Source organism: Arthrobacter sp. 35/47 (genome assembly GCF_000520475.1).
Lineage (GTDB): Bacteria > Actinomycetota > Actinomycetes > Actinomycetales > Micrococcaceae > Arthrobacter_D > Arthrobacter_D subterraneus.
The window spans coordinates 3,506-22,025 of the sequence record NZ_KI914609.1; the positions used below are offsets into that span (position 1 = coordinate 3,506).

Here is an 18,520-nt window from a genome sequence, read left to right on the forward strand (position 1 = left end):
GCCTGCCGATGGAGCCCGGCGAATACACACTGGAAACCGTGGTGGACAGCAACGGAACCTCCGGCGGCAGCACCGCTGTCACGGTTCTGCCCGGAGGCGGGTTCCTCGTGCTCAACACAGAGGTCACCGGTGACCTGGAGGCGGAGGGCACTGCACGCGACGTCATCCGTTCCATCCAGCAGGCCCGCCGGGACGCCGACTTCCACATCAGTGACCGCGTAGTCACCACGGTGGAGGCGGATGCCGGAACCCTTGCCGCCCTCGAGGCGCACGCAGCCCTTGTCAGGCAGGAAACGTTGACGGACAACCTGGTGCTGGTCGCGGCGTCAGTCGACGGAATTTCGGTGAAGGTGGAGCGGCAGGCATGAACGATGCAATGAACCACGGCGCGGATGGGCCCGGTCCGAACCAGGAGATTGACCGGTTCTCGGTGGAAAGCGTCTACGCCGAACTGTTGAGCCGGGCGCCGGAAAACAAGATGGAGCCGCGCATGGCTCCGCTGTTCCGCGCGATGGAGATTCTGGGCGAGCCGAACCGGGCCGTGCCGATCATCCACATCACGGGGACCAACGGCAAGACCTCCACGGCGCGGATGATCGAGGGACTCCTGCGGGCGCACGACCTCCGCACCGGCCGGTACACGAGCCCGCACCTTTCCCGTGTCACCGAGCGGATCAGCATTGACGGCGAGCCCGTCGCCGATGAGACGTTTGTCCGTATCTGGGACGAGATCCGGCCCTACCTCGAGATCATCGACTCTGAACTCGACGACGCCGGCGAACCGCGGCTGACGTACTTCGAGTGCGTCACCATTCTCGCCTTCGCGGTGTTCGCGGATGAACCGGTGGACGTCGCCGTCATCGAGGTGGGGCTCGGCGGGATCACCGACGCCACCAACGTGGGCGACGGCGTGGTCTCGGTGGTCACTCCCATCTCACTGGACCACACCGACCTGCTCGGAGAAACCCCCGGCGAAATCGCGCTCGAAAAAGCCGGCATCATCAAGCCCGGCGGGTTCCTCATCAGCGCCGCCCAGCCGGCGGATGCAGCACAGGTGCTGCTCGAGAAGGCGCGGGAAACCGGCGTCGAGTTCCGGTTCCAGGGGGTGGAGTTCGGCGTGGAAGACCGGCGTATCGCCGTGGGCGGACAGCAGCTCACGCTGGCCGGGATTGCCGGCCGTTATGAGGACGTGCTGCTCCCGCTGCACGGTGAGCACCAGGCGCAGAACGCTGCAGTCGCCGTCGCAGCGGTCGAGGCATTCCTGGGCGGCGGATCACGGGAGCTGGATATCGACGTCGTCCGGAACGGCCTGAATGCGGTCACCTCTCCGGGCCGGCTGGAACTGGTGCGGACCGCCCCCAGCATCCTGGTGGACGCCGCCCACAACGCCGCCGGCGCCCGCGCCACGGCGAAGGCGATCACCGAGGCCTTCGAGTTCAGCAGGCTGGTCCTTGTGATCGGCGTACTCCAGGACAAGGACGCCGGAGCGATCCTCAGCGAACTCCATGAGGAACTCGGCGGAGTGCTGGAGGACGTCTGTCTCACCCAGTCCAACTCCCCGCGCGCCATACCGGCCGTGGACCTGCGGCGGCTTGCGCTCAGCGCCGGGTTCGCCGATGAGCGCATCCACGTTGCAGAGCGGCTCGATGATGCCCTCGAGTGGGCTGTCATGACCGTCGAGGAAGGTGAGCCCGGTGGCGGGATCCTCGTGACAGGGTCCATTACGGTGGTCGCTGAGGCCCGCACGCTGCTGGGCAAGTAGGAGGGGCTTCCATGGCACGTCTGACAAAAGCGCAGCGCGAATGGCGTCCCGGGATGCCGAAGAAGCGGCGTTCCATCAAGGTGATGTTCGCCTCCACCGTGCTGCTGCTGGAGGCCTTCGTGGTGCTGTTCGCCACCCTGGTGGTCTTCGGGCTGCGTGCCGACAGTATCCCGGTGGGGCTCATCCTCGGCGCCGGGCTGACCCTGAGCGCGGTTCTCATCTCTTCGTGTGCGCTGCTCACAAAGCGCTACGGGATCCTCCTCGGCTGGGTACTGCAGGTCGTGATCATTGCGACCGGCATCGTGGAGCCGATGATGTTCCTCGTCGGCGCACTCTTTGCACTCACCTGGCTGTACGGGCTCCGCACCGGCGCGCGCCTGGACCGCGAGAACGCTGCCCGGGACCGGGAGCAGGCCGCGTGGGAGCAGGCGAACCGGACAGATGGCGACGGCGGGCAGCAATCCCTTTAGTAGAGTCGACGGTGGAGCGCGCCGGGGTACCGGCGCAGGAAATTGCAATCGGAGGAGAAAACGTGAGTGCTGAGCGGACCCTGATACTGGTCAAGCCCGACGGCGTGGCCCGGGGCTTGAGCGGAACAATCCTGGCCCGGGTGGAGGCGAAGGGGTACACCCTGGTGGACCTGAAGCTGGTGCAGGCAACCCGCGAGATTCTGGAAGCGCACTACGCTGAACACGTCGGCAAGCCCTTCTACGAACCGCTGGTCGAATTCATGCTGAGCGGCCCGGTTCTCGCGGCTGTCTTTGAGGGCGAACGGGTCATCGAGGGCTTCCGCTCGCTGGCCGGATCAACGGAACCCACGACGGCGGCGCCCGGCACCATCCGCGGGGACCTGGGCCGTGACTGGGGGCTGAAGGTGCAGCAGAATCTCGTGCACGGATCCGATTCAGCCGAGTCGGCCGAGAAGGAAATCTCGATCTGGTTCAGCTGATCCGCGCCGGACGGTTCCTGGCCGTCGAGGCCCTGACTGGTTGGTAGCTTTGGGACATGACTGAATATCGCAGACTCGGCACATCAGGACTGAGCGTTTCGGTGATCGGACTCGGGTGCAACAACCTGGGCCGGCCCGGAACGGCTTCAGAATCGCAGCGTGGCGCGGCCGCCGTAGTGGGCGCGGCCCTTGAAGCAGGAATCACCCTTTTCGATGTCGCTGACTCCTACGGGCGCGCCCCCGGGGTCAGCGAGGAACTCCTCGGCCGGGCGCTGGGCAAGAGCCGCGACGATATGATCGTCGCGACCAAGTTCGGGCTCGATCTGAAGGGCCTCAACGGTCCGGACTGGGGTGCGCGCGGTTCCCGCCGGTACATCGTGAAGGCTGTGGAATCGTCACTGAAGCGGCTGAACACCGAGTGGATCGACCTCTACCAGTACCACGCCCCCGACCCGGCAACGCCCATGGACGAGACGCTCGCGGCGCTCGACTCCCTCGTGCAGAGCGGCAAGGTGCGCTATATCGGACACTCGAACTTTGCGGGCTGGCAGGTGGCGGAGGCGGAGTACGTGGCCCGCCAGCTCGGCACCACGAGATTCATCTCTGCCCAGAACCAGTACAACCTGCTGGAACGCTCGGCTGAGCGGGAGGTGGTTCCGGCTGCCCGGGCCTACGGCCTGGGGCTGCTACCGTACCTTCCGCTCGCAAACGGTCTCCTCACCGGGAAGTACGCCGCGGGCCACGCGCCCGCGGGAAGCCGGCTGACGCACTCCCGCACCAACCTCCTGGACCAGGCCAACTGGGAACAACTCGCGGACTTCAGTTCCTACGCCCGTGCCCGCTCACTGACAGAGCTTGAGGTGGCCTTCTCCTGGCTTGCCAGCCGCCCCACGGTGGCCAGCGTGATTGCGGGCGCAACGAAGCCGGAGCAGGTCCACCTGAATGCCGGCGCTGCCCGCTGGGTTCCGTCAGAGGCCGATCTCGAGGAGCTCGACCACATCTTCCCTGCCCGCTGATCGGCAGCAGCCGGCATACGGATCGCGCGGACACCCATGACAGTCTCCTTCCGGAGATAGACCGTCCTGGGCGCCCGCGCGATGCATTTTACGGGCTCAGTGAAAGGTTCGGCCGTTGACCCGCCCGGAGGCGCCCACCTGATCGAGGTAGGGGGTAATTCCGCCGAGGTGCATCGGCCACCCCGCGCCGAGGATCATGCAGAGGTCGATATCTTCGGGTGCTGCGACAACACCCTCGGCCAGCATTCGCCCGATCTCGTCTGCGAGCGCGTCCTGCGTCCGCCGCAGGACTTCCTCGCCCGATGAGGGGGAGTCGCCGCGGGTGAGCAGTGCCAGGGTGGATTCGGGCACCACGTCATTGCCGGCGTCGTCCTGTTCCCATAGGCCCTTTTTCCCCGCGTCGATCAGGATCTGCTGGTTTTTCGACACGTAGAACCGGTCGCCGAAGGCGGCGTGCAGCGACTCCTGCACATGCTGGCCCACGGGCAGGCCCACCAGCGCGAGGAGCCGGAACGGGGTCATCGGCAATCCCATGGGACGCAATGCCCCATCAGCAGTGGCGGCGTCGGTACCTTCATCAAACACTGCGGTGATTTCGCCGAACATCCGTCCGAGGATCCGGTTCACCACGAAGGCCGGCGCATCCTTCACGAGTACTGCGTTCTTCCTGAGCTCCTTCCCGACGGCGAAGGCCGTGGCAAGGACCTCGTCGGCCGTCGAGGGCGCCTTGACGATCTCAAGAAGCGGCATCGCCGCGACAGGGTTGAAGAAGTGGAACCCGACTACCCGCTCCGGGTGTTCGAGGTCCTCGGCCATCGCGGCAACCGAAAGCGAGGAAGTGTTGGTCGCCAGCACGCACTCAGGTGAAACGACCCGTTCAAGCTCGGCAAAAACCGCCTTCTTGACTTCCAGTTCCTCGAAGACTGCCTCGATGACAAAATCCGCGTCGGCGAACACCTCCTTCGAGACCGAGCCGGAAACGAGCGCCTTGACACGGTTTGCCCGGTCCTGGGAGAGCTTCTTCCGGGCGAGCAGCTTGTCGGTTTCCGCGTGCACCCAGCTGACGCCCCGGTCCACACGGGACTGGTCGATGTCGGTGAGAACCACCGGAACACCCAACTGGCGGGCAAACAACAGCGCCAGCTGGCTTGCCATCAGACCGGCACCCACCACGCCAATCCTGGTGACCGGACGGGCAAGGGAGCGGTCCGGCGCGCCGGCGGGACGTTTGGCGCGCTTCTGCACCAGGTCCAGGAAGGCATACACCGTGTTGTGGAACTGCGGGGTCCGCATCAGTTCCGTCAGGGCTTCACACTCAGCTGCTGCGGATTCCGCCTGCGTCCGGTGTTCCGCGGCCTCGAACAGATCCATGACCAGCGCGGGGGCGGGCGCGGCATTGGACGTCTTCGCCTCGATGAAGGCACGGCCGGCCTGCGCGGCGGCCTGCCACTCGCCGTCGTCGTACCGGGACAGGGCGGCGCGGCGGTCCAAAATCTCCGCAGAGTCATTCAGCGCCTCTGCTGCCCACCGGATGGACTGTTCCAGGAAATCTGCCGGTTCGAAGAGCGCGTCGGCGACGCCGTATTCGTGCGCAGTGCGGCCGTCAAGCGTGCGGTTATTGCTGAGCGGATTCTCGATCATGATCTTCACTGCGGCGCGCGGGCCGGTCAGGCGGGGGAGCCGGTAGACGCCTCCCCAGCCCGGAACCAGACCGATGAAGGCTTCCGGCAGGCCGATGCCGTGTGCGCCGGTTGACACCGTCCGGAAATCCGCAGCGAGTGCGATCTCGAGTCCACCACCCAGCGCCACACCGTTGATGAAGGCAAAGCTGGGGACGCCCAGAGACCCGAGGAGGTTGTAGGCGGAGTGCCCGAGTTCGGCCATCAACCGTCCGTGTTCGGCTGATTTCAGCGTCTTCACCGTGGAGAGGTCCGCACCGGCGGTGAGGAAGTAGGGTTTGCCCGTGAGGGCGACAGCAGCAATTTCACCGGAGGCAGCCCTGGCGCGGAGGCTCTCGAGGGTGCGCCCGAACTCGATCAGCGTGCCTGGTCCCAGGGTGGTGGGGCGGCTGTGGTCGAGTCCGTTGTCCAGCGTGACGAGCGCCAGGACTCCGGCGTTCCCCGGAAGAACGATGTCCTCGACGAGTGAATGTGTGATGACCTCGTTCGGCACCAGTGCGGCCAAGCCCTCAAAGCGGTCGAAACTCATGCTGCGTCCTCCGTGGTGGTTCCCGAATAGTCTGCGTGGTGTGGGTTCTCCCAGATGACGGTTCCACCCATGCCGAGTCCGATGCACATCGTGGTGATGCCGTACCGAACCTGCGGATCATCCTCGAATTGCCGTGCCAGCTGGTTCATGAGCCGTACCCCCGAGGACGCGAGGGGGTGCCCCACTGCGATTGCTCCGCCATAACGGTTCACCCGCGGATCATCGTCTGCAATCCCGAAATGATCGAGGAAGGAGAGAACCTGCACAGCGAAGGCCTCGTTGATTTCGAAGAGTCCGATGTCTTCGATGGAAAGGCCTGCCTGCCGGAGGGCTTTCTCGGTGGCCGGGACGGGACCGATCCCCATCACCTCGGGTTCGACGCCGGCAAACGCATACGCCACGAGCCGCATCCGCACGGGGAGGCCCAGTTCGGCTGCGGCGTCAGCCGAGGCGAGGACCGCAGCAGTGGCGCCGTCGTTCAGCCCTGCCGCGTTGCCTGCGGTGACGCGGCCGTGTGGGCGGAACGGAGTTCGCAGGGATGAAAGGTCCTCAAGAGTTGTGTCGGGGCGGGGCGGTTCGTCCTGCTGATGGAGGGTCCAGCCTGCTCCCGGCTTCCTGCCCGCAACAGGGACCAGGTCCGGCTGGATCCGGTTTTTCCCGTAGGCAGCGGCGAGTTTCGCCTGGCTGGCGACCGCATACGCGTCAGTCCGCTCCCTGGTGACGGCCGGGAAACGGTCGTGCAGGTTCTCTGCCGTGTTGCCCATATTGAGCGCGGCGGGGTCCACCAGGCGCTCGGCGAGGAAACGCGGGTTCGGATCCGTGCCCGAACCCATTGGGTGGTTGCCCATGTGCTCGACGCCGCCGGCAACGACGACGTCATAGGCGCCGAAGGCGATCCCGGAGGCAGTGGTTGTCACTGCCGTCATGGCACCGGCGCACATGCGGTCGATTGCGAAGCCGGGCACTGTCCGGGGCAGCCCCGCAAGGAGCGCAGCAGTGCGTCCGATGGTGAGGCCCTGGTCACCTGTCTGGGTGGTGGCAGCGATCGCAACGTCGTCGATCCGTTGGGGCGGCAGGGAGGGGTTGCGCCTCAGGAGTTCGCGGATGCACTTGACCACCAGATCATCGGCCCTGGTTCCTGCATGGATACCCTTTTCCCCCGCTTTTCCGAAGGGGGTCCGGACACCGTCAACAAAGACGACGTCCCTGATCTGCTGACGTGCTGTGGCTTGTGTGGGCACAATCGCTCCTCATTGAGTTTGGGATCAGCCCCCTATGTTACTCGCCGGTAACATCACGCCGCAACCAGTTACCGTGCTGCCTGCTTCTGTTGTTTGGGCTGCAGGGGGTCCGGGTCGAGGAACGCTACCGTAATCACGGCCGCCACCTGTTCGATCTGCCAGGGCCGGGCGCCGAGTTCAGCGAGCGCAGCGGAGATTGAATCGAGGTCCATCGGCTGCGGAGGGCGCCAGGCAAGACGGCGCAGGTGGTCAGGGGTCAGAAGGTTTTCGAGCGGCATGTTGAGTTTTTCAGCCACTGCGGTGATGCGCGGCTTGGCGGTCTGCAGGCGCGCAGCAGCGGCCGGGTCCTTCTCGGGCCATACCCGGGGCGGGGGAGGAGCGTTGGTGGGAAGCTGCAGTTCAGGAAGGTCCCGTGTGGTCCGGGCCTCGGCGATGCACCGGAGCCAACGCGGTGCCTCGCGCTGTGCAGCCCGCCCATGGAACCCGTTGACTGCCAGGAGTTGCGGGACCGTCTGCGGCATTGCCTTCGCCCCGGCAACAATGGCCGCGTCAGGAATCAGGCGACCGGGTGCAACGTCACGCTTCTGCGCGAGCGACTCTCTTTCCAGCCACAGCTGGCGGACTGCGGCCAGCTGCCTCCGGTCCCGGACCTGGTGGACTCCGGAGGTCCGGCGCCAGGGGTCCGTCCGGGGCGCCGCAGGCGGCATGGACCGGATGTACTCGAATTCCTCCTGCGCTATGCCCAGTTTTCCGTCCTCGTCAAGGACGGCAGCGAGGCGATCACGGAGTTCGACGAGCACTTCGACGTCCAGTGCCGCATAGCGGAGCCAGGGCTCGGGCAGCGGGCGCTGGGACCAGTCGGCGGCGGAATGTTCCTTGGCCAGGGTGAAACCGAGAAGATTTTCGATGACAGCGGCAAGACCCACCCGGGGTAATCCGGCGAGCCTGGCGGCGAGCTCCGTGTCGAACAGCCTGTCCGGCCACATCCCCAGCTCCGAGAGGCACGGAAGGTCCTGGGATGCCGCGTGCAGGATCCATTCAACCCCGGACAGTGCTTCGTTGATGATGGTCAGGTCGCCGAAGGGCTCCGGGTCAATCAGCCACGTTCCGGCGCCTTCCCTGCGGATCTGCACCAGGAAGGCGCGCTGCCCGTAACGGAAACCCGACGCACGTTCCGCATCGACGCCGGCCGGCCCGGTCCCGCCGGCCAGCGCGCGCGCGGCCCGGTTGAGTCCGGCGGGAGTGTCAATGACAAAAGGGACGCCTTCTCGCGGTTCATCAAGGAGCGGCAGGGCTGCGATGGAGTCCGGGGTGGCGGCGCCGTCGCTTCTGGTACGGCTGTCAGCCTCGGAATGCACGGTCATGATGATGCCAGTCTAGCCCGGTGACCGGCGAAGGTCCGGGAAATGGCGGCAACCGGCACCGGTCCTGTGGACTCGGGCGGCCGGCGGCCGGCGGACAGGCCAGGATCAGTTGCGCCGCCGGTTCGGCAGCGCAGCTACCCCGTCGGGCAGGGGCGGCAGGCCGGCGAAGGTGCAGACCATGTCCGCCCAGGCTTCCAGATGCTTCCGGACACTGTCTGAATCCGGGGTCCACGATGCCCGCAGCTCTATGTCGATGGTGTCTACCCGGTCGGCGAGCGATCCGTAGCTCTCAGAGAGAATCCGGGTAGCTGTGCCGCCGGCGGAACGGTAGCCGGCGTCATGGTTCTGCAGTGCCTCAACCAGCCAGGTCCACGCCACCGATCCCAGAAGGGTGTCATTGCCCATGTCAGGCTCCAGCTGGGCGCGGATGTAGGTCACGATGCGGAACGTGCCGTCCCAGACCTCCGAGCCTTCCGGGTCATACAGAAGGATGAATCGCCCTGTAGCCAGTTCTTCGGGGTGATCATGCTGGAACGCAGCCCGGGCAGGCCCATGCACTGGAAGCGGCCCGGGCTGCGCATTCTGGAGCACCTCCGCACCGAGCGCTACGGCGTAGGGGGCCAGCCGGGAGGGAGCGGGAATCTCATCGAGGCGAAGCTCACTGCGGCATCGCGCCTGCCGCAGTCCGGCTAGGGCGTCAAGGAATTCAGGGGGAACCTGCGAGAGGTCACCTATTGCACTCACCCTCGCAGGCTAAGCCCCGCAGCCTGCACATTCGGTCAGCCACGCCGCACGGGGCGGAAACGGATACTCGGTCGGGAGATGCTACCCACCGCGGACCTCCCGGCGGATAGCGTCAGCGAAGGCATCGACATCCTCCGGTGTGGTGTCGAACGTGCACATCCAGCGCACCTCGCCGGTCGCCTGGTCCCAGTCGTAGAAGCGGAACTGCTCCCGTACCCTGTCCGCTGCGCCCGGGGGCAGGATCGCGAAGACCGCGTTCGCCGCCGTCGGCTGGGTGAGCTGGACGCCGTCGATGCCGGAGACCGCCGCGGTGAGTCGGGCTGCCATGGCGTTGGCGTGGGTTGCTGAGCGCAGCCACAGGCCATCCTCAAGGAGGGCCACCAGCTGCGCGGACACGAACCGCATCTTGGAGGCAAGCTGCATGTTCATCTTCCGGAGGTACTCCAGCCCGGATGCCGCGCTCGGGTTGAGCACCACGACGCACTCACCGAACATGAGGCCGTTCTTGGTGCCGCCGAAGGACAGGATGTCCACACCGGCGTCACGCGTGAAAGAGCGCAGCGGCGCCTGGAGTGCCGCAGCGGCATTGGCGATGCGCGCTCCGTCCATATGGAGGTGCATGCCGCGGGCATGGACGTGGTCCGCGATGGCGCGGATCTCCTCGGGGGTATAGAGCGTTCCCAATTCAGTGGTCTGGGTGATTGATACCGCCAGCGGCTGCGCCCGGTGTTCATCCCCCCAGCCCCAGGCCTCCTGATCGATGAGTTCGGGAGTGAGCTTCCCGTCGGGTGTGGGCACGGCGAGCAGCTTCATTCCACCGATGCGCTCGGGTGCGCCGTTCTCATCGACATTGATGTGGGCCGTCCGTGCGCAGATGGCGGCGCCCCAGCGGGGAAGAAGCGACTGGAGGCCCAGTACGTTGGCGCCGGTCCCGTTGAAGACCGGATAGGCAACGGTTCCGTCCCCGAAATGCTCCTGCATGAGCTCCTGGAGCCGTTGGGTGTATACGTCATCACCGTAGGCGGTCTGGTGGCCCTCATTGGCGGCGGCCAGCGCGGCGAGTATCTCGGGGTGCACGCCGGAGTAGTTATCCGACGCGAAACCGCGCACATTGGGGTCGTGAAGGCGGGTGGGGGCGGAGATGGTGTCAGTCACGGGTCCAGTATCTCGTATTCGCAAGGGTAGGGGCGGTCAGCCCGCGGGGTGCAGCCGTAGGCCGTTGAGGTCGGCCGGATCCCGCTCGAACAGCCCGGCCATCGTTGCGGCGAGGTCACGGACGTCGGTGTAGCCCGGGAACCGGCGTTCGGGGTGCTCGGCGCGCATCGCATCATCGAGGAGCGCCTTGACCACCACAATGGCGGCGGCCCCCCGCTGCGGCTCGACCGCCGCGAATTCCTGGGCGACTGCCCGCACCCAGGTTTCTGCGGCGGCCTTGATCGCGGCATACGAGGCGTTACCCGCCGTCGGAGAATCCACGGCGGTGGCGGAAACGATCGCGAGCCTGCCCTGCGGAGATCGGGTGAGATCGCCGATGAACGCCCGGGAGGTGTTGCGCAGGGTGGTCAGGACGGAACGGTGGAGGAACTCATAGTCGTCGTCTGACTGCCCTGCTATCCCTTCGCCTCCCCGCCAGCCGCCCACCAGGTGGATGAGGCCGTCCGGGGCGGTGCCTCCGGTGCGCAGCTCTTCCGCCAGCGCCTGGACGGCCTGGAAATCCGTGAGGTCGCAGGCTCTCAGGTCAACCGACTCGAGGTGTCCCAGCGCGCGCTGGAGGCGGGTCGCGTCGGATCCGACGGCAATCACCCGGGCGCCGGCCGAGGTGAGGGCCTCGGCCGTCGCTATGCCGGCCTGGCTGCTGGCTCCCGCGATCAGCACGGTCAGGCGGGAAAGGTCCGGGGACGGCGTCACGCGGAGGTTCCCGTGATACCCGCGGTTGATTCGATGACGTCCTTCATTTTCCGGTCCAGCGCCTCAAAGAACATCGACAGCGGAAACTCATCATCGAGGACGGCGTCCGTGAGGCCGCGCGGCGGCCCGTCGAGGGGCAACGCTTCGGGACCCCTGGCCCACACTGAGGCAGGGTGCGGCGTGAGCGTCTCCGAGACCAGACCGTAGGCTGCCAGCCAGTGCGCGATCTTCGGACGGTCGATCGACCGCCAGTACAGCTCCTGGATCTTCTCACCCAGTGCAATCACGACGGCGGGAACCTCCTCCCAGTCGATGGTCAGCGTTGTATCCGTCCAGTGCAGTACATGGTGCTGGTGCAGCCAGGCGAAGAGCAGCTGCCCACCGAGGCCATCGTAGTTCCGGACCCGGCTGCCGGTGATTGCAAAGCGGAAGACGCGGTCGAAGATCACCGCGTACTGCACGAGGCGGGCGTGCCGGCGTGTTTCCTCCGTAGCGCCGTCGTCGCCGGCTATCTTCACTGATTCGCGGAAGGCGGTCAGGTCACAGCGCAGTTCCTCGAGTGAATACAGGAAGTAGGGCATGCGCTGCTTGATCATGAAGGGGTCGAACGGAAGATCGCCGCGCATATGGGTGCGATCGTGGATCAGGTCCCACATGACAAAGGTTTTCTCTGCCAGTTCCTGGTCCTCGACGAGCTGGCGTGCTTCTTCGGGCAGTTCCAGGCGGGTGATCCCTGCCGCTGCGGTAACCACCCGGCGGAACCGTGCTGCTTCGCGGTCCGCGAAGATGGCACCCCACGTGAACTGCGGTGTCTGGCGCACCGCGACCGTCTCAGGGAAGAGCACTGCTGAATTGGTGTCGTAGCCGGGCGTGAAGTCGAGGAAGCGGATGGGAACGAACAGCTTGTTGGAGTACTCGCCTGCCTCGAGCTCCGCGATGAAGTCCGGCCAGAGGACCTCGATCAGGACGGCTTCGACATACCGGCTTGAGCTGCCGTTCTGGGTATACATCGGAAACACGACGAGGTGCCGGCGTCCATCGACCCGGTCCAGCTGCGGCTGGAACCTCACGAGGGAGTCGAGGAAATCGGGTGTGCCCATTCCCGATGCCACCCACCGCTCAAGGTCGCCGATAAGAGCCTCGTGGTAGTCGGCATCGTGGGGGAAGTGCGGAGCCAGTTCCCGGATGGACCCAACCAGCGTCCGGACGTGCCGGCCGGCTGTCTCTATGTCGGCGGTGTCCGCGATTGATCCGTCCTTGGCCTGCAGCGCCTGGAGCGAGCAGGCTGCGCCCTTGAGCGCCGCCCAGGCGGGAAGCTGGGCCGGATCCGTACCGGGCGCGTGGCGGGTGCCGGAGTCGAGGGTCTGGGTCACGGTTCCTCCCGGAGGGTTGGTGGGCTGTGCTGTTGTCACGAGAGTAGCAACAGAACAGATCACCTGATCCTCAGGAAGGACTTGGATTAGAAACTCTTAGGGTGGGTGTGGCGTGGCAGGAGGAAGGCACAGTAGTCCTTGAGGTTAATCGGTGGGAGTTGGCTCAGAGGCTGGGACAAGCCTCATGGAGACGGAGTTGACGCAGTACCGCTGGTCTGTGGGGGTGCCGTAACCTTCCCCCTCGAAAACGTGACCGAGGTGGGAGTCGCAGCGGGCGCAGCGAACCTCGACGCGTTGCATGCCGAGGGTGTTGTCTTTGATATACCGGACCCTTTCCTCAGCAAGGGGTGCCCAGAAGGACGGCCACCCGCAGTGGGAATCGAACTTTTCGTTGCTCGTGAACAGCTCATGGCCGCATGCCCGGCACTGGTAGACCCCTTGTGCATGGGAATCGTGATACTCGCCGGTGAACGGCCGCTCGGTTCCCGCCTGCCGAAGCACGTAGTACTCCTCGGGGGTCAGTTCCCGCCGCCATTCTTCGTCCGTCTTGCTGATGGGGGAGTTGTCAGTGCGTGGTGCCGATTCGGATGTGCTCATGGTTGCTTCAACGCCTAGGAGTCGCCGATAAATCCCGAACCTGAGTAAAGGTGCAGAACGGGAACACCGAGCTTGTCCTGCGCGCGGTTGGCCCAGTCGCGGTGGAGGGTATCGGCCAGCGCATGCGGCCTGGTGATGACCACTGCCTGCCGCGCTCCGCGCTCCCGCACCGTAGTGACCAGCATGTCGACGGCGTTGCCGGCCGCAGTCAGACCGTCGGCGGTGAGACCGGCAGCGGACAGTGCCTCCAGTGAACTCCGCAGGGCAGAGTCGGCCGAGACCCGCACTTCTTCCTCGCTCGGCCGGTGGGAAAGCCCCTGGAATGCTTCGGCGAATTCGAGCAGGCTCAGGTGGTGGAGGAACTCCCCAAGCACGTTGGTGTGGCGGTCCTCCGGGATCACCACGGTGTAGGTGGCATCGCCGCCGTCGACGAGCGCGGACAGGTGGGTGGCGTCGGCTTCGGTCAGGGGCACCTCGGCGAGTACAACAATCGTTTCCTCCATGTGCCAACACTAGACCCAGCCGCGCTCCGCACCTAGGGGCCCGAGCGACACTCCACACCTCCGATCGTGCGCCTGCCGGTTGCGCGGGTGGGCCAGAATAGGGCTATGCCTCTCAGCTCTCCTCCGGCCGCCGCCGACCGTCAAGCCTGGCTCCATTGGGCCGTTCTCGGACTCGGGGCCGGCGCCGCCGTCAGTTCCGTCGTTGCGGGCGCCACCTCCGCCCTGGCTGCCCATTTTGCGAAGCAGGTGGTGACGCCGCGCAAACGCGACGAGAATCTCCAGATTCTCGCTGTGGTGCAGGCGCTGGGAGGCCTGGAGGTGATCCTTCCTGCCAATGAGGACACCACGGTGGAGGGCACCTACAGCCTCTACTTCGACGAGGGCCGCGGGCACGCACGCATCGGGGCAATAAAATCCTTCGTGCCGCGGGAGGGAACCGTCCAGCGAGAGGTGGAAGCGGTGTACGCGGGGGATATCAGATCTGCGGTCCGCGGCTGGTGGAGCGGCGCCGTCTATCCCGCTCCCTCTGCGCTCGGCTTTGCCGATGAGCGGGTGGACGTTCCGATTGCCGGCGGCATTGCCCCGGCCTGGCTGGTGCGGGCGGAAACCCCCGCTTCAACGTGGGCGATCATGGTCCACGGCAGGGGCGTACAGCGTTCCGAAGGTCTGCGCGCCGTTCATACAGCCCGCGAGCTCGGCATGACGAGTCTGCTGGTCTCCTACCGGAATGACGGCGAGGCCCCCTTCGCCCCTGACGGCAGGTATGGGTTGGGCATGACCGAGTGGCGCGACATCGAGGCGGCCATGGAGTATGCGTTCAGCCACGGAGCGCAGGACGTGGTGCTGTTCGGCTGGTCCATGGGGGGCGCCATCTGCCTGCAGGCGGCCGACATCTCCCGGTACCGCACCCGTATCCGCGCTCTGGTGCTTGATGGTCCGGTGATCGACTGGATGGATGTCCTCACCCACCAGGCCGAGTTGAACCGGATCCCCGCACCTGCCGGAAGGCTGGGTCAGTGGCTCATCTCAAACCGGTTCGGGCGTGTGGTGACAGGACTGTCGACGCCGGTAGACCTGAAGAGCATGGACTGGGTTTCCCGGGCCGACCAGGTGACGGTTCCCACCCTCATCCTTCACAGCGAGGACGACGAATTTGTCCCGGTGGGACCCTCCGCTGAGCTCGCTGAACGCAATCCGGCGTTTGTCACTTTCGAACGGTTCCACCGCGCACGGCACACCAAGGAATGGAACGTGGACCCTGACCGCTGGCACGCGGTGACCGCGGACTGGCTGCGGAACCAGGTTTTCGGCCGTACTGAGCCGAAGCGGACGCTAAGCGGCCCCTGATTCCCGGATCTTGCGCTTGATCCGTCCCAGCATGGCGGCCATTCCGCGCATGCGCAGCGGGGTGATGGCGCGGGTGAGACCCAGCCGCTCTGGGACGTCGTCGGGCACTGCGAGAATCTGCGCTGCGGGCAGGCCGTCCAGTCCCTCCTGCAGTACCCCGGCGAACCCGCGGGTGGTTGGCGCCTCCGGGGGTGCCGAGAAGAACAGGGAGACCGACCTCTCGGTGTCATCGGCGATGTCCAAAGTGAGGAACAGCGGACTCTGGCATTCCACAACCTGCTCGAGAAGCTCCGGATGGTCGAGGAGCCGGTCGGGCAGCGGCGGGAGCCCGCGCGAGAACTCAAGCAGGAGCTGCAGGCGGTCCGGCTCGGACAGCGCCTGGAAATCGTCCACGATCTCGGCGAGCTGTTGGGGTAATTCGGTTGTCTCCACTGCCATCCTCACCATTGCCCCGGGCGGGTGCCCGGGGCGACTTTCATTTTACGTCGGGTCGGTTATCGGTGCCCCGCGGGGACCGGTGCGGCACCCGGCTCGGCGCCCTTCACGATAGGCACGCGGACCACGTTGCCCCATTCTGTCCATGAGCCGTCGTAGTTGCGCACATTCTGGAAGCCCAGCAGGTGCTGGAGCACAAACCAGGTGTGGCTGGAACGTTCGCCGATCCGGCAGTATGCGACGACGTCGTCGCCCTCAGCCAGGCCTGCTTCTCCCCGGTAGATCGCGTCGAGTTCCTCGCGGGTCCGGAAAGTGCCGTCCTCGGCCGCAGCGCGCGCCCACGGCACGGAAACCGCCGACGGGATATGGCCGCCGCGGAGCGCGCCTTCTTCCGGGTATGCGGGCATGTGGGTGCGGGCACCGGTGTACTCCTCGGGGGAGCGGACGTCGATCAGCGGGTTGCCGAAATGGTCCAGGACGTCGCTGAGATACGCGCGGATAGGGGCATCGTTGCGCTCGACCACCGGGTAGTCCGTCGGCTGGGGCTGGGGGACGTCCGTGGTGAGAGGGCGGCCCTCGGCGATCCACTTGTCGCGTCCGCCGTCGAGCAGGCGTACGTCCTCGTGCCCAAAGAGGGTGAACACCCACAGGGCGTAAGCGGCCCACCAGTTGGACTTGTCGCCGTAGATCACCACGGTGCTGTCGCGGGAGATTCCCTTGGCCGACATGAGCCGGGCGAAGCCCTCGCCGTCGACGTAGTCGCGGGTGACCTCATCATTAAGGTCCGTATGCCAGTCAATCTTGACGGCGCCCTCGATATGACCGGTTTCGTAGAGGAGGACGTCCTCATCCGACTCGACAACCACCAGCCCCTCAGTACCGGCGTTGTCCGCGAGCCACTGGGTGGAGACGAGCCGTTCCGGATGTGCGTACCGGGCGAACTTCTCGTTGGAATCAGTTGCAACACTCATGCGTTGGAGCCTTCCTGCATCGACAATTGCTTTCCCACCTAGCGTAACCACGGGCTATGCCGATTGCTTCCGCAAGGTCACGGGACGCCACATTGATGATTCGTCTGCGGGCAGTGCCGCTGGCGTATCCTTGGCTAGCACGGCTCCTGACGGCCTGCTTCATCCACTCGCCGACGAAAGACGCACCTATCCGTGGCCACCATTGAGCATCTGACCCAGCGATCGCCGCAGGTTTCCGTGGACGACCTGCTGGACGGATTCTTCCCCTCGCAGCGCTTCGGGGCTGTCTCCTTTGATTCCTACCGGCCGGACCCCCAGCAGCCCTCGCAATCCGCGGCGGTCAAGGCACTTCGTTCCTTCGCCTCGGCGGTCAATACGCCCAAACCGAGCGGGCTGAGGAAGTTTTTCGGGGCAAAGCGTGAGGAGAGCCGTGCAGGTATCTACCTCGACGGCGGGTTCGGTGTAGGAAAGACACACCTGCTCGCGTCGCTCTGGCATGCGGCCGAAGGCAGGAAAGCCTTCGGGACTTTCGTGGAATACACCAACCTCGTGGGTGCGCTCTCCTTCAGGAAAACGGTGGACGCTCTCAGCACCTACCAATTGGTCTGCATTGACGAATTTGAACTGGACGATCCGGGCGACACTGTGCTGATGTCCCGTTTGATGCGGGAACTGGCAGACGCCGGGGTCAAACTTGCCGCCACCTCCAACACCCTTCCAGGGTCCCTCGGAGAGGGCAGATTTGCCGCCGTCGATTTCCAGCGGGAAATCCAGGTCCTGTCTGACCAGTTCGACGTCCTTCGCATTGACGGGGAGGATTACCGGCACCGGGGACTGCCGGAAGCTCCTCCGCCGCTGACCGAACAGCAGGTGCGCCGCCGCGCACGGCACTTCCCGGACGAGGTGACTGTTGCCGAGGACGATTTTGGGGATCTCATCAAGCACCTCGCGGGTGTTCATCCCAGCCGCTACCGGCAGCTGATCGACGGCGTCGATGCTGTTGCCTGGCACGAGGTCCAGACGATCACGGAGCAGGCGGTTGCCCTGCGTTTCGTTGTACTCGCCGACCGGCTCTATGACCGGGACGTTCCGATCCTCGCGAGCGGAGCTCCGCTGAGTGAACTCTTCACCCAGGAAATGATGTCCGGGGGATACATGAAGAAGTACTACCGTGCGGTGTCGCGTCTGACTGCGCTGGCACGTCAGGGCGGGGATGCCGGAGGAACGGACTGATCATGGCATGGGTAGTGCTGGTCGTCTCGGGCGTCCTCGAGGCCGTGTGGGCCACCGCGCTCGGTAAATCGGATGGTTTCACCAGGCTGGGACCAACGGTTGTCTTCGCTGTCGGGCTGGTGCTCAGCATGGCCGGCCTCGCGTGGGCAATGCGCTCCCTGCCGACCGGCACTTCGTATGCCGTCTGGGTTGGAATCGGGGCGGCGCTGACCGTTTCCTACGCAATGATCTTCGATGGGGAGGCCGCGTCGCTGCTGAAGGTCCTGCTCGTTCTGGGGATCGTCGGCTGTGTCATCGGGTTGAAGGTTCTGCACTAGCCGCTTCCGCCCCGATATATCCGGATACAGGAAGAGGCTCCATCCGGAGATGAAGCCTCTTTGTCCAGGTCTTGAGAGCGGACGACGGGATTCGAACCCGCGACATCCACCTTGGCAAGGTGGTGCTCTAGCCAGCTGAGCTACGTCCGCAAAAAGGCGCCTCTCATGGAGGCGCCCTGCGTGGGCGATACTGGGATCGAACCAGTGACCTCTTCCGTGTCAGGGAAGCGCGCTACCGCTGCGCCAATCGCCCAGGTCTTGCACATTCACCGTATGGAGGTGGGGACGGGATTCGAACCCGCGTATACGGCTTTGCAGGCCGCTGCCTCGCCTCTCGGCCACCCCACCATGACCCACCGAAGCGGGGTCACCGGCTGTAAACCGGCGAATACAGTGACTTGCGAGCGGACGACGGGATTCGAACCCGCGACATCCACCTTGGCAAGGTGGTGCTCTAGCCAGCTGAGCTACGTCCGCAGAGAAAATCGCCGAGTGTGTTTGGGTTTTCCCTGAACCATCGGCGTCTTTCCAACGAGTAAAAACAATATCCGA

At 65.4% G+C, this 18,520-nt stretch carries 19 protein-coding genes and 4 tRNA genes; 8 read left to right on the plus strand and 15 right to left on the minus strand.

Annotated elements, in window-relative coordinates; all coding sequences use genetic code 11:
- From X803_RS21930 to X803_RS0112170, 5 genes are all read left to right on the plus strand, one after another.
- The coding region (locus X803_RS21930; protein ID WP_035778855.1) for a DUF5915 domain-containing protein at positions 1 to 368 on the plus strand (368 nt) is incomplete at its 5' end.
- A complete protein-coding gene (locus X803_RS0112155) occupies positions 365 to 1,762 on the plus strand; it encodes a bifunctional folylpolyglutamate synthase/dihydrofolate synthase (protein ID WP_253907462.1) in 1,398 nt (465 codons plus the stop codon). The genes X803_RS21930 and X803_RS0112155, both read left to right, overlap by 4 nt.
- Positions 1,763 to 1,773: 11 nt before the next feature.
- Positions 1,774 to 2,232, plus strand: coding sequence for a DUF4233 domain-containing protein (locus tag X803_RS0112160; RefSeq protein ID WP_026545347.1), 459 nt, complete (start codon positions 1,774 to 1,776; stop codon positions 2,230 to 2,232).
- 62 nt (positions 2,233 to 2,294) lie between these two features.
- On the plus strand, positions 2,295 to 2,711 hold the full coding sequence (ndk, locus tag X803_RS0112165; RefSeq protein ID WP_026545348.1) for a nucleoside-diphosphate kinase: 417 nt from the start codon (positions 2,295 to 2,297) through the stop codon (positions 2,709 to 2,711).
- Positions 2,712 to 2,767: 56 nt separating this feature from the next.
- A complete protein-coding gene (locus tag X803_RS0112170) occupies positions 2,768 to 3,727 on the plus strand; it encodes an aldo/keto reductase (RefSeq protein WP_026545349.1) in 960 nt (319 codons plus the stop codon).
- A gap of 96 nt (positions 3,728 to 3,823) precedes the next feature.
- On the opposite strand, the gene X803_RS0112175 is transcribed toward X803_RS0112170, so the two are convergent.
- The 9 genes from X803_RS0112175 to X803_RS0112215 all read right to left on the minus strand — a co-directional run bounded on the left by X803_RS0112175 (position 3,824) and on the right by X803_RS0112215 (position 13,665).
- The gene (locus X803_RS0112175) at positions 3,824 to 5,935 is read right to left on the minus strand and encodes a 3-hydroxyacyl-CoA dehydrogenase NAD-binding domain-containing protein (RefSeq protein ID WP_026545350.1); all 2,112 of its coding nucleotides are present in this window, start codon (positions 5,933 to 5,935) and stop codon (positions 3,824 to 3,826) included.
- Positions 5,932 to 7,176: a thiolase family protein gene (locus X803_RS0112180; protein WP_035778857.1), complete on the minus strand. Its 1,245-nt coding sequence runs from the start codon at positions 7,174 to 7,176 to the stop codon at positions 5,932 to 5,934. Before X803_RS0112180 ends, X803_RS0112175 begins: the two co-directional genes overlap by 4 nt.
- 68 nt (positions 7,177 to 7,244) lie before the next feature.
- Complete coding sequence (locus tag X803_RS19670; RefSeq protein ID WP_035778859.1) at positions 7,245 to 8,540, minus strand: HRDC domain-containing protein; 1,296 nt, start codon at positions 8,538 to 8,540, stop codon at positions 7,245 to 7,247.
- 105 nt (positions 8,541 to 8,645) lie between these two features.
- Entirely contained in the window at positions 8,646 to 9,275 is a 630-nt protein-coding gene (locus X803_RS0112190) for a DUF3000 domain-containing protein (RefSeq protein WP_035778863.1), read from the minus strand.
- Between the two features lie 90 nt (positions 9,276 to 9,365).
- A complete protein-coding gene (locus X803_RS0112195; protein WP_026545353.1) occupies positions 9,366 to 10,439 on the minus strand; it encodes a threonine aldolase family protein in 1,074 nt (357 codons plus the stop codon).
- A 36-nt stretch (positions 10,440 to 10,475) separates the two neighbouring features.
- Positions 10,476 to 11,192, minus strand: a complete 717-nt coding sequence (locus X803_RS0112200; RefSeq protein ID WP_026545354.1) for an SDR family NAD(P)-dependent oxidoreductase — start codon at positions 11,190 to 11,192, stop codon at positions 10,476 to 10,478.
- Complete coding sequence (locus tag X803_RS0112205) at positions 11,189 to 12,565, minus strand: DUF6421 family protein (RefSeq protein WP_026545355.1); 1,377 nt, start codon at positions 12,563 to 12,565, stop codon at positions 11,189 to 11,191. The genes X803_RS0112200 and X803_RS0112205 overlap by 4 nt, the downstream gene beginning before the upstream one ends.
- 144 nt (positions 12,566 to 12,709) lie before the next feature.
- On the minus strand, positions 12,710 to 13,162 hold the full coding sequence (msrB, locus tag X803_RS0112210) for a peptide-methionine (R)-S-oxide reductase MsrB (RefSeq protein ID WP_026545356.1): 453 nt from the start codon (positions 13,160 to 13,162) through the stop codon (positions 12,710 to 12,712).
- 14 nt (positions 13,163 to 13,176) lie between these two features.
- Positions 13,177 to 13,665: a hypothetical protein gene (locus X803_RS0112215; protein ID WP_026545357.1), complete on the minus strand. Its 489-nt coding sequence runs from the start codon at positions 13,663 to 13,665 to the stop codon at positions 13,177 to 13,179.
- A gap of 105 nt (positions 13,666 to 13,770) precedes the next feature.
- Between X803_RS0112215 and X803_RS19675 the strand changes: the two genes are divergently transcribed.
- On the plus strand, positions 13,771 to 15,012 hold the full coding sequence (locus X803_RS19675; protein ID WP_051470725.1) for an alpha/beta hydrolase family protein: 1,242 nt from the start codon (positions 13,771 to 13,773) through the stop codon (positions 15,010 to 15,012).
- Here the strand turns inward: X803_RS19675 and X803_RS0112225 are convergent.
- Both X803_RS0112225 and X803_RS0112230 read right to left on the minus strand, forming a co-directional pair.
- Positions 14,998 to 15,444, minus strand: coding sequence for a SufE family protein (locus X803_RS0112225; RefSeq protein ID WP_026545358.1), 447 nt, complete (start codon positions 15,442 to 15,444; stop codon positions 14,998 to 15,000). The two genes, X803_RS19675 and X803_RS0112225, sit on opposite strands and share 15 nt — an antisense overlap.
- Before the next feature lie 62 nt (positions 15,445 to 15,506).
- A complete protein-coding gene (locus tag X803_RS0112230; protein ID WP_026545359.1) occupies positions 15,507 to 16,418 on the minus strand; it encodes a sulfurtransferase in 912 nt (303 codons plus the stop codon).
- A 192-nt stretch (positions 16,419 to 16,610) separates the two neighbouring features.
- Here X803_RS0112230 and zapE point away from each other — a divergent pair, with 192 nt between their 5' ends.
- Together zapE and X803_RS0112240 are read left to right on the plus strand one after the other, a co-directional pair.
- Positions 16,611 to 17,651 (plus strand): cell division protein ZapE, encoded by a 1,041-nt coding sequence (gene zapE, locus X803_RS0112235; RefSeq protein WP_026545360.1) that lies wholly within the window; start codon positions 16,611 to 16,613, stop codon positions 17,649 to 17,651.
- Between the two features lie 2 nt (positions 17,652 to 17,653).
- Positions 17,654 to 17,968: a DMT family transporter gene (locus tag X803_RS0112240; protein ID WP_026545361.1), complete on the plus strand. Its 315-nt coding sequence runs from the start codon at positions 17,654 to 17,656 to the stop codon at positions 17,966 to 17,968.
- Between the two features lie 76 nt (positions 17,969 to 18,044).
- On the opposite strand, the gene X803_RS0112245 is transcribed toward X803_RS0112240, so the two are convergent.
- The 4 genes from X803_RS0112245 to X803_RS0112260 form a co-directional block, all read right to left on the minus strand.
- A tRNA-Gly gene (locus tag X803_RS0112245) sits at positions 18,045 to 18,118 on the minus strand.
- A 31-nt stretch (positions 18,119 to 18,149) separates the two neighbouring features.
- Positions 18,150 to 18,221: transfer RNA gene (locus X803_RS0112250), tRNA-Val, on the minus strand.
- 21 nt (positions 18,222 to 18,242) lie between these two features.
- A tRNA-Cys gene (locus X803_RS0112255) sits at positions 18,243 to 18,316 on the minus strand.
- A 55-nt stretch (positions 18,317 to 18,371) separates the two neighbouring features.
- Positions 18,372 to 18,445 (minus strand) — tRNA-Gly (locus X803_RS0112260).
- Positions 18,446 to 18,520 lie beyond the last annotated feature (75 nt).